15 protein-coding genes are annotated in these 13,257 nt (G+C 56.9%); 7 read left to right on the top strand and 8 right to left on the bottom strand.

Going from position 1 to position 13,257, the window contains the following annotated elements; all coding sequences use genetic code 11:
* The first annotated feature begins 330 nt into the window (after nt 1-330).
* The 3 genes from JOD69_RS07735 (at nt 331) to JOD69_RS07725 (ending at nt 2,136) form a co-directional block, all read left to right on the top strand.
* Nucleotides 331-678, top strand: a complete 348-nt coding sequence (locus JOD69_RS07735; RefSeq protein WP_240502352.1) for a hypothetical protein — start codon at nt 331-333, stop codon at nt 676-678.
* 215 nt (nt 679-893) lie between these two features.
* The gene (locus JOD69_RS07730; RefSeq protein ID WP_086133068.1) at nt 894-1,595 is read left to right on the top strand and encodes a TVP38/TMEM64 family protein; all 702 of its coding nucleotides are present in this window, start codon (nt 894-896) and stop codon (nt 1,593-1,595) included.
* A gap of 118 nt (nt 1,596-1,713) precedes the next feature.
* A complete protein-coding gene (locus tag JOD69_RS07725) occupies nt 1,714-2,136 on the top strand; it encodes a hypothetical protein (protein ID WP_077727908.1) in 423 nt (140 codons plus the stop codon).
* A 5-nt stretch (nt 2,137-2,141) separates the two neighbouring features.
* Here the strand turns inward: JOD69_RS07725 and JOD69_RS07720 are convergent, their stop codons facing one another.
* From JOD69_RS07720 to JOD69_RS07705, 4 genes are all read right to left on the bottom strand, one after another.
* Nucleotides 2,142-3,155, bottom strand: coding sequence for an FAD:protein FMN transferase (locus tag JOD69_RS07720; RefSeq protein ID WP_077728113.1), 1,014 nt, complete (start codon nt 3,153-3,155; stop codon nt 2,142-2,144).
* Nucleotides 3,156-3,187: 32 nt separating this feature from the next.
* Nucleotides 3,188-4,963, bottom strand: coding sequence for an SLC13 family permease (locus JOD69_RS07715; protein ID WP_077727907.1), 1,776 nt, complete (start codon nt 4,961-4,963; stop codon nt 3,188-3,190).
* 108 nt (nt 4,964-5,071) lie between these two features.
* Nucleotides 5,072-7,879, bottom strand: a complete 2,808-nt coding sequence (locus tag JOD69_RS07710; RefSeq protein ID WP_168183707.1) for a class I adenylate cyclase — start codon at nt 7,877-7,879, stop codon at nt 5,072-5,074.
* Nucleotides 7,876-8,646, bottom strand: coding sequence for a GGDEF domain-containing protein (locus tag JOD69_RS07705; RefSeq protein WP_086133066.1), 771 nt, complete (start codon nt 8,644-8,646; stop codon nt 7,876-7,878). The genes JOD69_RS07710 and JOD69_RS07705 overlap by 4 nt, the downstream gene beginning before the upstream one ends.
* Nucleotides 8,647-8,777: 131 nt before the next feature.
* On the opposite strand from JOD69_RS07705, the gene JOD69_RS07700 reads away from it, so the two are divergent.
* The gene (locus JOD69_RS07700; RefSeq protein ID WP_240502351.1) at nt 8,778-9,164 is read left to right on the top strand and encodes a DUF504 domain-containing protein; all 387 of its coding nucleotides are present in this window, start codon (nt 8,778-8,780) and stop codon (nt 9,162-9,164) included.
* Nucleotides 9,165-9,179: 15 nt separating this feature from the next.
* Nucleotides 9,180-9,572, top strand: coding sequence for a DoxX family protein (locus JOD69_RS07695; protein WP_346425827.1), 393 nt, complete (start codon nt 9,180-9,182; stop codon nt 9,570-9,572).
* A gap of 21 nt (nt 9,573-9,593) precedes the next feature.
* Here JOD69_RS07695 and JOD69_RS07690 read toward each other — a convergent pair whose 3' ends face one another.
* The 4 genes from JOD69_RS07690 to JOD69_RS07675 form a co-directional block, all read right to left on the bottom strand.
* On the bottom strand, nt 9,594-10,067 hold the full coding sequence (locus JOD69_RS07690; protein ID WP_077727902.1) for a DUF2231 domain-containing protein: 474 nt from the start codon (nt 10,065-10,067) through the stop codon (nt 9,594-9,596).
* 114 nt (nt 10,068-10,181) lie between these two features.
* Nucleotides 10,182-10,448 (bottom strand): hypothetical protein, encoded by a 267-nt coding sequence (locus JOD69_RS07685; protein WP_205780628.1) that lies wholly within the window; start codon nt 10,446-10,448, stop codon nt 10,182-10,184.
* Between the two features lie 22 nt (nt 10,449-10,470).
* Nucleotides 10,471-11,082 (bottom strand): NAD(P)H:quinone oxidoreductase, encoded by a 612-nt coding sequence (wrbA, locus tag JOD69_RS07680; protein WP_077727900.1) that lies wholly within the window; start codon nt 11,080-11,082, stop codon nt 10,471-10,473.
* A gap of 87 nt (nt 11,083-11,169) precedes the next feature.
* Nucleotides 11,170-12,168, bottom strand: coding sequence for an MBL fold metallo-hydrolase (locus JOD69_RS07675; protein ID WP_077727899.1), 999 nt, complete (start codon nt 12,166-12,168; stop codon nt 11,170-11,172).
* A gap of 90 nt (nt 12,169-12,258) precedes the next feature.
* Here JOD69_RS07675 and JOD69_RS07670 point away from each other — a divergent pair, with 90 nt between their 5' ends.
* Nucleotides 12,259-12,825: a YigZ family protein gene (locus tag JOD69_RS07670; RefSeq protein ID WP_086133065.1), complete on the top strand. Its 567-nt coding sequence runs from the start codon at nt 12,259-12,261 to the stop codon at nt 12,823-12,825.
* 20 nt (nt 12,826-12,845) lie between these two features.
* Nucleotides 12,846-13,247 (top strand): CoA-binding protein, encoded by a 402-nt coding sequence (locus tag JOD69_RS07665; RefSeq protein WP_168175305.1) that lies wholly within the window; start codon nt 12,846-12,848, stop codon nt 13,245-13,247.
* The last annotated feature ends 10 nt before the right edge of the window (nt 13,248-13,257 follow it).

Here is a 13,257-nt window from a genome sequence, read left to right as displayed (position 1 = left end):
TGCAATGAAATACTCCTCGGTGGCTTAATTAAGATGCTAGGCAAGGCGCCGCATACTTCCCGAGACTGCCGAGCGAATGCTGCCCAGGATAGAAACCACCGGGGCGGTGGTGGTTTATTAATCAGGCCCGTAAATACCCTCCTGGTATTTCGGGCCGCCGCCCAGGCCGGTACACGCCCGGCCTGGGCTCACGCGGCTTGTCGCCGCGCCGGGGCATCCCTGCCCCGGATTAACCCGGCCTATGTTTATAGGCCGGGTTAATAAGTCTCTAGGAATGAGGGTCACCGACCGATTCGGCCCTCACCGGACAGAACCAAGGAGGATTTTCCCATGTCCACAAGAAACTTCGTTATTCCCTTCTTCGCCTGCTTGTTGATGAGCAGCCTGCCCTTCAACGCCTCCGCAGCAGCACCCAGCATGTGGTGGGATCACCTGGACGGAGGAACCATGAGTCAAGCCGATTGCGTCAACAAGGGCGAATCGATATTAAACGCCGAGAAAGCAGGCAGAATCAGCAAGGACGAGGACTCGGTCCGCTCATGGAGCGAACATATCACCGGAGTGGTTGAATGTTTGAAGACGGACGGCGGTTTGATGATCATGGTTTTGGTAGGCAGCGATAACACGGTTGCAGGCAATGCCCTGTTCAACGCGCTGAAAAACGGAATGAAGCGGTAATTTCACTTGCCGGCCTGCCCGACCGCCGGGCGGGCCGGCGGAAACACGGATACCATTCTTTTCGGCCATCGCGCCTGAAAAAAATGGTTCGCGAATACCCGTCGAGTTCAGTAGCGCTTCCTTGAAAACGGACTCGGCGAAGCAGTCTGTCGCCCAATTTTCGCGTTACTCCGACCGCCTGTATACTTACCTCGGCTTCCCCCGGAGAACGCGTCATGCCCGACCAACTAAAGCGCTTCTACGGCAGAATCGGACTGGTCCTGCTGTTCGTCGCCGTGCTGTCCGCCTTCTTCGCTCTCGGAGGAAATCAATGGTTTAGCCTCGAATTCATCAAGGAAAATCGTGATCGGCTCATAGAATTTACCGAGCGGCATTACCTACTCATGCTGCTCGCCTCGGCATCCCTCTACGTCGCTTCGACGGCATTCAGCATTCCGGGTGGAGCGATACTGTCGCTGACGATGGGTTTGCTGTTCGGACGTTGGCTGGGCACTTTGGTGACGGTGATCGCGTCGACCCTGGGCGCTTTGCTGGTGTTTTTGGCGGCACGCTTCGTTTTTGCCGACCTCGCCCGCGCCAAATTGTCGAAGTCTCCGATGGCTACGAAAATCGTGAAAGGATTCGAGGGCGACGCTTTCCGCTATTTGCTTTTCCTGAGACTGGTTCCGCTTTTTCCGTTCTGGCTGGTCAATCTGGCGCCGGCCGTAACCAACATTACTGCCCGCACCTATTTCCTCGCCACGCTGATCGGCGTCATTCCCGGCAGTTTCGTTTACGTCAACTTGGGACAGGCTTTGGGCGAAATCAGCGACATCAAAGATATCTGGTCGCCGGAAGTGATTCTCAGCTTTACGCTCCTCGGCCTCCTGATCGTGCTTCCCGCTCTATTACGAAAAAACCACACTGAACCCGAGTAAACGACGCGGCCGCAACGATACGGCAAACGTGGTTCCACCGTCTTGACAGGGTCGGGAACTCATCGCCTTCCCGCTCTCTCGAAGGAACGAGCCATTCAACAAGCGATCGGAAAAATCCATGAACCGCGCGATCACCCTCAATTTCCATTTTGCCGTCTGGTTGTCGATCCTGGGCGGTATCGCTGTCCTCGGCAATCTCAACCTCGTCATTCCGGAAGCGGAGGGATTCTACGGCCCTATGCGGAACAACCTATTCATCGTCGTCGGCTATCTATTGATCAGCCAGATAGTGCTGTGGTACTTCCGTTATCGCCGGGGGAGCCGCATCGAAGCGCTGCTCATGGGACTCATCTTTCTTCTGACCGCAGGCGGCGTCGAGCTGTACGCCATGCTCAACGACCTGCCCATCAGCCAGATTTTCGTCTTCGCCTTGGTTTACCTGGGCGCCTCGCACATCCTGTATTATTTCGGCGAGCACATGATGGCCGAACCGCGCACGGAACGTACTTCCGAACCGAAGCGGCGGGGCTCAGGGATCTAAAAAAACTAAGGCGCGGGAGCACTCATGAATTGGCTGCTCATATGCTCCTTGAGTTCCTGACCGTCCCGGTAAATGAACAGGGCTTTAAGTCCCTCCGTTTCGGCAATCCGGGCTCCCTCGATTTCACCCACGCATAACAGAGCCGTCGACCAGGCATCCGCCAAAGTCGGATCGTCATGCAGAACGGTGACGGACAGCAGATTGTGGGTCACGGGACGACCGGTCTTCGGATCGATGATATGGGAGTAAGCTTGCCCGCCCGACTCGAAAAAGTTTCGGTACGTACCGGACGTCATCACGGCCGCGCCGTTTTCCTGATGGATGTCCAGAATGCGCTGGACCTCCCGCACCAGCGGCGTGGGCTTTTCGATAGCCACCCGCCAAGCCGCCCCGTTGGCTTTGCGCCCCTTGACCTTCATCTCGCCGCCGATTTCCGCGAGATAATTGTGAATCCCCCGGCTTTCGAGCTGATCGGCCACGGCGGCCACGGTATAGCCCTGCGCGATGGACGACAAATCGATGGTGAGTTCGGGATCCGATTTGCGGATACGCCCGTTTTCCGCATCGATTTCCAATTTGCTCATGCCCACATGAGCCAAGGTCCGGTCGATTTCGCCCTGTTCCGGCACCCGGTTTTCGTGCTTGGAAAAACCCCACAGATCGAATAAGGGCTTTACCGTAAGATCGTAGCAGCCTGCCGAGCGCTGGTTGATCTCCTTCGCGATCGCCGCCAGCCGGATGATTTCCGGAGAGACCGAAATCCAGTCGGTCGTTTTCTGCTGGTTCACTCGGGAAATTTCCGAGTCCTCGCGCCAATTCGACAGTTTTTCGTCGACCAGCTTGAACACGGCTTCGACGTCGGTCTTGACCTGTTCCGGCGCCGCCTCGACCTTATCCATCACCATCTTGATGTGGTAGGTCGTACCCTGAATCGCCCCGGAAAGCTCGGTTTCGGCCGCTCGTTCGCAGCCGGTAAAGCTTAAGATGATCAGCAGACAAGAGATGTATCGAAACGTCATGAGAAAAAACCGAATGAAACGTGCGGCCGGTGCTATGGATGAAACGGCCACACCCAGGGAATGATACTCAGCGCCACGATCCCCATCAGAATGTTCAAAGGAACGCCGAAGCGAACGAAATCGCTGAAATGATAACCGCCGGGACCGTAAACCATTAAGTTGGTCTGATAGCCGATCGGGGTAGAAAAGCCCATGGACGCCGCGACCATTACGGCAACGATGAACGGCCAAAAACTGACATCCAGTTTGTCGGCAATGGCCAAAGCCAGGGGAAACATCAATACCGCTACCGAATTATTGCTGAGCAGTTCGGTCAGCACGACGGTCAAGAAATAAAACAGCACCAGCACCAAAAGCGGATTGTCTCCGGCGAGATTCAGAAAACCCTGCGCGATTCCCGATGCCGCACCGGATACCTCCAGGGCTTTGCCGAGACCGAACGAAGCCGCTATGGCAAGCAACACCTGACCGTCCAGGCTTTTCCTGGCGGTCGGCACGGAGCAGCACCCCGTCAGCAGCATGGCGGCCGCACCGAGCAGGGCCGCTTTCAGCATGCTCAACCATTCGAAAGAAGCGCTCAGCACCACGGCGGCCAAAATCAACCAGGCCATGCCTGCACGCTCGTGACGAACCGGCAAATACTCGGATACCTGACTTATCAGAAGAAAATCGTTGGAATTCCGATGCCGCTCCAGGAAAGGCGGGCGGACATCGAGCAACAGCGTGTCCGCCGGCTCCAAGCGAATTTCGCCGATTTTACCGGAGATACGCTGACCGTTGCGCGCCACGGCGATCACCGAGCCGCCGTAGACCATGCGGAAACGGCCTTCCTTGATGGTTTTGCCTACCAGCGCGCATTGCGGCGAAACGACTACCTCCACCAATACGCGCTCGCGGTGCTTTCTGTCCTCCAGGGTAAACGACTTATCGGCCGACGGGAGCAGACCCTTGATCCGCTGCAATTCCACCACCGAATCGCTCACGCCCGCGAAAACCAGTTGATCGCCGGGCTGGAGGCGCTCGTAAGGTCCGACCGCCGCCAACACTTCATCGCCACGTTCGATTTCGACCAGATAGAGCCCTTGTAAATGGCGAAGACCGGCCTCTTCGATGGTTTTACCCACCAAGGCTCCATTGTCCTCGACCGACATTTCGACCGTATATTCCTTGGGATTTTCGAACACGGCGCTGGCGGGTTTGCGCTCGGGCAACTGCTTGGGCGCCAACAACAAAATGTAGATCATCGTGAGAATCGAACACGGAATACCAACCCAGGCGATGTCGAACAATCCTAGCCCCGGCCTATTGCTGTGCAGTAGAAGCCCGTTGACGATCAGGTTGGTGCTGGTGCCGATCAAAGTGATCGTTCCGCCGACGACCGCCGCGTAACTCAGCGGAATCAGCAGTTTCGAAGGCGAAATTTGCAGGCGCTTGGCCCAGGTGAGAACGGCAGGCAGAAAAACAGCCACCAAGGGCGTATTGTTCATGAAGGCGCTAACCGACGTGACCGGCACGATCAGCCTCAGCAACGCCCCCCGCAGGGACTTCGGACGCCCGAGCACATGCTGGACCAGCATATCGACGCCACCGGTCTCCCGGATACCGGCCACCACCACGTACATCAGCGCGACGGTAATCATGCCTTCGTTGGAAAAACCGCTCAAGGCTTGATCCGGCGTCAGTACACCGGATACGAGTAGCATCACGACTCCGCCCAGCAGTATCAGCTCAGGCGCGGCGGACGTGAAAAGCATTAAGCTTAAGCACCCCAAAACCACGCCGACCGCGAGCCAAGCTTGTCCACCCATAACCGTTTTTTTGCCTCGGGAAAGATCGTTGCCGTTGAAAAACGGCCCATTTTAGACGGGATTCAAATTACAAAAAAGAATAGAAACACTTTTTTTTATAACAGATAATCAGGCATTCAAGCGTTCCTCGATCTTCTCTTTGAATTTGAGAAAGTGAACGGTTTGCAGCTCTTCCGGCGTATCCACGCCCAGAATGGAAAGCGGCAGGTCGATGTCGGTGATATAGATGGGATAGCGTTCCCCGCTCTGACGAAGCCGCATGATATGGGCCGCCGCCATGGAAAATACGTCCTGTCCCGCATCCATGGAAGAAAACTCCGAGTCGTTGCAGAAAATCGTGTAGGCCACGCGGCCAGGCGCGGTCTCTTGAGCGAATACTCGAATTTCCAGCATGCAACTGGCGGGGTTGGGTTGGAAACCGGCGGATTTCACGCTGTATCCGCCGGACGCCTGATGTTCCACCACGTAATATTCGATCCCGCCGGCGGCCAGTACATAGCGCTGCAAGATGTCGCCGAGAAACGAGGCATAAGGCCCCAGCAAGAGTTGGGGTCCGACCGCCTCGTGGCTACGGTAGAACAACGAACCACGCTCGTCCAGAATGTAAACCTTTACCTGCGAGGATTCCGGTTGGCAAAAGATTTGAATAACTCCCGGCCGATTATGGACGTATATCAAAGGCAAAGGGTCATTTTCGAGGGCGGCGCGGTCGAAAATGACCGGCGAAAACATAGATCGGGGAGCGGACAGCTCGCTATACAAGCGATCCACATCGGGTACGCCCCAAAAACGGACGCTCGTTCCCTGATTATCGAATAGGTAGAATTCCGAACCGCCCCGCAGGATATAGCGTAGCGATCGGTCCGGACTCGAAAACGCCGCCCTCAAATCCCGATAAAGCTCCCGAACTCTCAGGGCGATGGTTCGGGCCCGTCCGGCAACGAAACAGAAGCACTCGACGTGCGATTCATTGGAAAGCGATTCGTTGATGAGATCCGCCAGACAATCGAGGAATCCGACCAAACCTTGGTAACGCTTGATCAGGGTTTCCCGCCACGACGTCAAAATGACGGCATCGACTTGATGAATCAGGTTCGTCCGCTCGTAGCCATAACTCAGCGCATCATGACGATCGCTGGCCAGTCTGATTCCGTCGCGGCGCTCGGCATCGACGTCGATCCCCAGGTTGACGAACAACGCTGCGGCAATCACGCGCGGGGCTCGGCCGTAGTCGTCCAGATGTTCCGGCTCGCTCTGGTGCGACGCGAGAAAACGGTTCAACGCACGCAAATTGTTCTTGAGTTCCAAAAGCGTCAATGCGCTTTCGACGGTTTCCAGAAAGAGGTTGGCGCTCCGATCGTAAAGTCCGTTGAACGACAGCCAGGCCAAAAGCTCGACCAGGCTGCGCGCCTTTTTCAGATATGGCGCCTTGCCCGCATCCGCAGATGCCACCCGTCCGGAGTATAAGATCCATCCCATTTCGCCGTCCGCCAGGCGGACTTCGTGCATTGAGAAATCTTTAGGTTCGATGCAGTCGCCGCTATCGAGGCTCAGCCTTTCCACTTTACCGGGTTTAAGCTCCAAAGCGGCTGAAAGTCTGCGCCCCAAAAGCTTGATTTCCTCTCCGGCCGGACCTCCGATCTCGGAATGCTCCGCCGCGAACTGCCTCACGGTTCGATAACTCCGGGTCAATTCGTGGCCGATGACTTTTTGCTCCTGCAAAGCCTTGACCACGGTCCAGTGACGCCGCTCGTCCAGATCCCGGATGCGTTGACGCGGCCATCCCCAGGCGTGGACCATGGCGGTCAAAATCTCTTGCCGACGGCGTTTCTCCGCTTCCGTGCCCCCGCCAAACCTCACCAATTCGTTGAGCTTGAGATAAAAGCATTGCCGCGCCAACTCCAGCCGCTCGCGCTCCCCCCCCGCCAACAAATAACGCTCGACGTCCCGATACATGAGGATATATGAGTCGAGCTCGCGGTCATCCAGACTCCCCTCATACACCGCCGCCTTCAACCGGGCGCAGAGCCATCGGGTGTGGGGATACTGGCTGGCGTAACTCTCCATCAGAAATAGCTTGAGCAATGACTTGTGCGGTGCATCGATCGCCTTGTGCAAATGCCACAGCGTGCCGCCGAGAAATTCGTCGGGCGGGATATATTCAAGCCCTCCGAAATCGATGAAATCGTTTTCGTTGACGAAGCGTTTTTCTCTCAAGTGGTTCAGATATTCTCCGTACCGCGCCTCCTGGTCGGGCGGCACCAGCCACCAGGCGGTGGCGCGACCGGCCAGCCAGACGCTGGTGCGGTAGAACTCTTCGAGCAACAGATGATGCTGCACGCTGCCGCAGCTTTCGGAAGAAATCGGGGTGCCGATGCCGAGACGGAACCGTTCGCTATCGATGAAGAAGATATGGGCCTCCAATCCAAGGGATTGGGCCCATTTTTCCACGCCGGCCGCTTTGCGACGCAATTCGTCCAGTTGACTTTCGTCCAACGAGCGCGAATGACACAGCCAGATATCGAGGTCGCTTTTCCTGGAATAGGCAACACTGCTGACACTGCCCATCAGGTATATGCCATGGATCGGATATTCGGTCAGCGCGCGCCGCTTGTATTCGAAACTCTTGGTTAGCCGCCTGACGGCGAGCAGCGTCCGGCGGGCGGGAACATAGTCCTGGATGCCGGCCGGCGTCTCGGACGAGACGTAACCGGGCAGCATCGGGTGATTGCAGTGAAACAAGAGCGGCAACAAATCGAGAAAATCCCGCTGACGCGGCGTTTGATATTCCTGAATGCGCTGCAACTGAAGCCGATGCAGGTTTTGGAAGCGCCGAACGATGGCGGCCAAACTCTTCCGATCGATTTCCTCGCCGGGTCCGCCGAGCCTTATCGCTCGCAAAGTGGTCGCTGTCACGATAATTTCGGTCCGTATGGCTCGGAATGAAGACGCTGCATGAGTTTTCGCGCGTCGTCTCCTTTTTGCCAGGAGGCGACCGCGCAATCGATCCGCCACATTTCCGCGCCGGCCAAGGCCACGCGTTCTGCGCCGAACTTGGTGGCAAGCGCTTCCGCATCGGTGCGGACGGTTTCGGGAAGAATCAAAAGGAAAGCCGTCTCATCGAGGCGGCCGATTTGGTCGGCCCATCGCAGCTGCGCATTGAATTCCTGAGCGATTTCGCGCAGCGTGGTTTCCGGCAGCGATGCGCCACGGGGCGGCTGCAGGGTGACGCGAATCACCGACAAGGCATTGCCATAGCGCCGGCTGCGGCTCACGTGACCTTCCAAAGCCTGAAGAATCGCGTTCCGGTTCAGAAGCCCCGTTTCCGAGTCCTTGGTGTGCAGGGTGTTGACCAATTCTTGAAGACGGCCGCGAGCCGTTTCGATCCGCACGTTTTCGGTCACATCCTGGAAAAAATAAGCCTCGCTGCCGTCAGCGAGAGCGGCGCACTCGCGCTGCAGCCAAAACTGCTCGCCACTGCGCGTGACGCAAAGCCTATCGTCGCCAGCGAACAGAACGGCCAGCCCGATATCCTCCGCAGTCTTCGGGGCCCATCCGTCCAAATGATGCGCCAATTCGAACCACTGGGCCAAACGCTCGTTCACCCATAAAATTCGCCGATCCCGCATAATCGCAACGCCCATCGGCGCCCGATCCAGCGCCTCGACCAAGGCTGTCTGCATGGGGTTACTCACTAAATTCGATTGAACAGGTTTAATTTTAATCGGCCGCGAAAGTTCTGCCCGCCACACGACCCGAGTAACGGTCTATTAACCCGGCCTATAAATATAGGCCGGGTTAATCCGGGGCAGGGATGCCCCGGCGCGGCGACAAGCCGCGTGAGCCCAGGCCGGGCGTGTACCGGGCCTGGGCGGCGGCCCGAAATACCAGGAGGGTATTTACGGGCCTGATTAATAAAGAGCGATCGAAACGACAGATTACGGCGATGCTTCCGATCCGAGATCTACTCAACCGCATCCGCTGGGATGAAGACTTCGCGCGGGCCGAATTCGCTATCGGCTACTACGACCGCATCGAAAAGACGATTGTGGTGACACCGTTAAAACGGATCGACTTTCCTGGGGATCGCCCCGGCGTATTCGAACTCACCGATTCCGAAGGTGAAACGCACACTATTCCACTCCACCGCATTAAAGTGGTATATCGAAACGGAGAGCTTATCTGGCAACGTACGCACTAATTCAAAGGGGGCCGCATGTCCGCGAATATGTCTCGTTACGCAGAACTTATCGGACGAATTTTCATGTCCATCATCTTTCTGTTGTCGGGCTTCAACAAGATCGGCGGTTTTGCCGGAACCCAAACCTACATGGAATCGATGGGGGTACCGGGCATGCTGCTGCCGCTGGTTATCGCATTGGAAATCGGAGGCGCGATAGCCATCATGATCGGCTGGTACACGCGGTGGTTTGCCCTAGCCCTCGCCGGTTTCTCCATCGCGGCGGCCTTGCTCTTCCACCTTAATTTCGGCGACAAGGTGCAAACCATCATGTTCTTGAAGAACATAGCGATCGCCGGAGGCTTCATGGTCATTTTTGCCCATGGCCCCGGCGATCTGAGTTTGGACAAGCGACAGGGCCGGTATTAAGATTTGCCCGGTCCCATCTGATCAGTGCGTTTTGTGCAGAGAGCTCGGCGCGTTCAGATCGGCGTCGTCGTCGACACCGACGCCCAGCCGGTCTACCAATTCGCCGCCCAGCCATCCGGTGATCAAGACCAATGCGAAACCGGCAAACGACAGAACGAAGGCCCAAGCTCCGGGGAAATCGATATTCCGCCGGAGCCACCAACTGGCGATGAAAAGCAGCAGTACCACCACATTGCCGACACCGTGCATCAGTCCGATATACTTGGCGCGGGTATTAGGCGGTATGGCCAGCCAGTCGATCAAGCCGAACGGCGCAGCAATCAGCCCGCCTATGATTCCTGCCGCGATCATCCAGAAGGCGACCGTCACAAAACTCGGCGAACCCGTCATCAGATAAATGATGTCGAAGACAACACCTGTGGACAGCAACCCGAGCGGAAATACGATCAGTATCGGATGGGCCGGGTGGCCGAGAATCTTAGCTTTGCTTTGCATACTGCCTCCTTGGAACTGGAACACCAGTCGCACGATTTGATGAGTTGAAAAGTCACCGCGGCAATCGCAGCCGTATCGAAGGCGGCTTGCGATACGCCCAAGCGACCCCTCGATTCATGATTTCCCCCAAACGATCTCCATGCCTTCCCTGTTACCCAAAGCCGTCCGCAGCAGACCGATCAACGCTCTATCGAGTCCCTGTTCCTCCAAAAACTCCAGCTGGGCTCGATTGACGAAATAGTCCCTGTCGATCGAGCTTTCTTCCTCCAATACATCCATCAACTGTTGAAGCTGTTGGTCGCTGATTTCTCCGACGAACGCGCCGGTTTCCTTGTCGTGAAGCTTCACCATGGCTGTTTCTCCAACCGCTCGCTGAGCCATTTAGCCGGCTCCGGTCGGCTTACTACTGTTTTTGACCAGCAAGGAACTGCGCCGTTACCGCGACCACGCGCCTGCCCTGAAATTTTGCCGCGGCCATGGCCACATCGTCCGGCTTGAGCTGCCCGTTGTTGCTCGTGAACGATACACCGTAAGGATTCCCGGCTTGGAACTGTATGGGATCGATGTAGCCCGGCGCGACGATGATGGCGCCCCAGTGATAGAAGGTATTGTTGAGGGCGACGATCGTCGTTTCCTGCCCGCCGTGAGGCGTCGCGGTACTGGTAAACGAGGAGACGATCTTGTTCACCAATTGTCCTTGAGTCCACAAAGGTCCCGTCCTGTCGATGAACTGCTTGAGTTGAGCGGTAGGCAGTCCGTAGCGGGTCGGTGTCCCGAAAACAATGGCATCGGCCCACACCAGATCGTCCAGGCTCGCCTCCTCCACATCCCGAGCTTCCTGCCGGTGCTCGGCCCAAAGAGGGTTGGACGCAATGGCATCCTCGGGAGCGAGCTCCTGCACCCTCCTAAAACGCACTTCGGCGCCCGATTGCTCAGCCCCTTCCTCGATACCGCGCGCCAATCGGTAAGTGGTTCCGGTGGCGCTGTAGTAAATGACCGCGAGCTTGACAGCCATGTTTCCTCCTTGACTGTGGGGTATATCCCTTAGAAACGAGGCGGGCCGGAGAGTTTAAGGAACTTGTTTCAAAAAGGGTGAATAGGTCTAGCCACGAAACGCCCGCTCGAACTCCTCCCTGAGTTCGTACTCGCGGTCGTGGTAGATCGGCGAGAAATGGAACGGCACGGGAAACTTGACCCCGGCGCGCTGAGCCAGGCTGCCTGCTTGGCGGGCGGTCAGGTGGTATTTCTGCGCGGCGCGCTCGACGAGTTCTTCGCCGAAAACCGCTTCGATGAAGAACTGGTCGGCGCCCTTGGCCAGTTGAACGATGCGCTCGGCATTGGCGTCGTGATAGACGGCATCGGTCACGTAAGCAATTTTCTGTCCGGTCGAGATGTGGGCGATGGTTCCGGCCAGATAGTCCAGGCGGAACGTAATTTCGCCCCGTCCGCGCCGCCGGGCGGTGATCGGCGTATCGCCGGGCAATCCGTCGAGCACCGAGCGCTTGAAACTTTGAAGCCAGGGCCCTGGCTCGAGATCCAGATCGTCGAGGCGGTTCTTCCAGATATTGACGTGCAGCTTTTCCTGGAGCGCAAAAGCGAGACACGGGATCTTATGATCCAACAGGCCAAACCGGACGGTGTGGTTCTCCTCGTCGAGCAAAACGCCGTCCCTGATAGTCCATTCGTGCTCATTTTCGCGGCGAAATTCGGCCCGACAGCGGAAACGGGCGCTTCGCGCCTCGGTTTCGCTCAAGACCTCGGTCGCATCCAAGGTAAAATCGGTGTCGTAGTTTTCCACCAGATTCCAGGTATAACCCGCGAGCTTGGCTTCCACCTGGCCGAGAAAACCGGCCGGCCCGAACAACCGGATGCGGATTTCCCGCCCTAGGCACAGGCGCAGCAACCAATCGAAACCGAAGAAGTGATCCATGTGAGCATGGGAAACGAACACATCCCGAACCCTGAGGATTTTCCGCGTCGCCAGATTTCGCAAATCGCCCAGATCGAACAGCAGAGCACGCTTCTCGAACAGAAAATCGACATAAACCGCCGGATCGCCGAACACGTCGTTCACCAGCGCGGGATGAAACACCGGTTTCATGGAAGTCTCTCTGTTAAAGCTTTAAAGCCGGCTACGGTATGATGGGTTTGGGGCACGATATTAGACTCACCGGTTCGATCTTTCTCATCCATGTATCTCATCGAAAAAAGTTCGGAAGCCAGCTTCACCGTCAATCACTCGCGCTTCATCGGCTACGCCCTGCCTTGCACCGACGAGTCGCAGCTGCGGTCGCGGCTGTACGAAATCGCATCGGCTCATCCGACGGCGCACCATCTCGCCTTCGCCTATCGGATCAAGACCGAGAACGGCATCATCGCCCATTTCAACGACGCCGGAGAGCCGAGCGGAACGGCCGGAAAGCCGATACTCGCGCATATGTCCGGCTTCGATCTCGTCAATGCGCTGGTCGCGGTCGTTCGTTATTTCGGCGGCATCAAGCTGGGAGCCGGCGGGTTGGTCCGCGCCTATGGCGGCACGGCCAAACTTGCCCTGGAGAAAGCCTCCCTCGTGCCCTATGTTGAATATGCCGAACTCAAATTGAGGATCGATTATCCAAAACTTCAGCCGCTCGCTTATCATGTCGAGAAAGCCGGAGGAAAGATCGTCTCGCGCACATTCGGCGAAAAGATCGACGTGGTCGTGCATTTGCCGGCTTCCGAAGCGCCTGCCATTGATCGGCAGTTTAATGATTCGTAATTTTCAGTGAGACAACGGCATTGTCACCCGACGCTCTGCTCGACCTTTTGGATGCACCGGACACCGTCGTCGCCGTGGTGGGCGCGACGGACGACGAACGAAAATTCGGCCATGCCATCTATCGCGATCTGAAAGGCAAAGGATACAAAGTTTATGCGGTCAACCCGAATCGCGCGTCGGTGGATGGCGATCCCGCATATCCGGATCTTGCGCAACTTCCCGGCACACCGACCCTAGTCAATTTCGTCATACCGCCCGAGGCTACCTTGTCCGTCCTGAAGCAATGTCTCGATCTCGGTCTAAGGAACGTGTGGCTGCAACCCGGAGCGGAGAATGCCGAGGTCCTGAATTTCCTGGCCTCCAACGACTTCAGCTATCTGGCCAACACTTGCATCATGATCAAGAGCCACATCAAGCGTTAACGCCGGAAGG

The sequence above is a fragment of the Methylocaldum sp. RMAD-M genome (assembly GCF_017832375.1).
GTDB lineage: Bacteria > Pseudomonadota > Gammaproteobacteria > Methylococcales > Methylococcaceae > Methylocaldum.
Note: the sequence above shows the minus strand (reverse complement) of the source record. Positions and strands in the feature narration are given on the sequence as shown.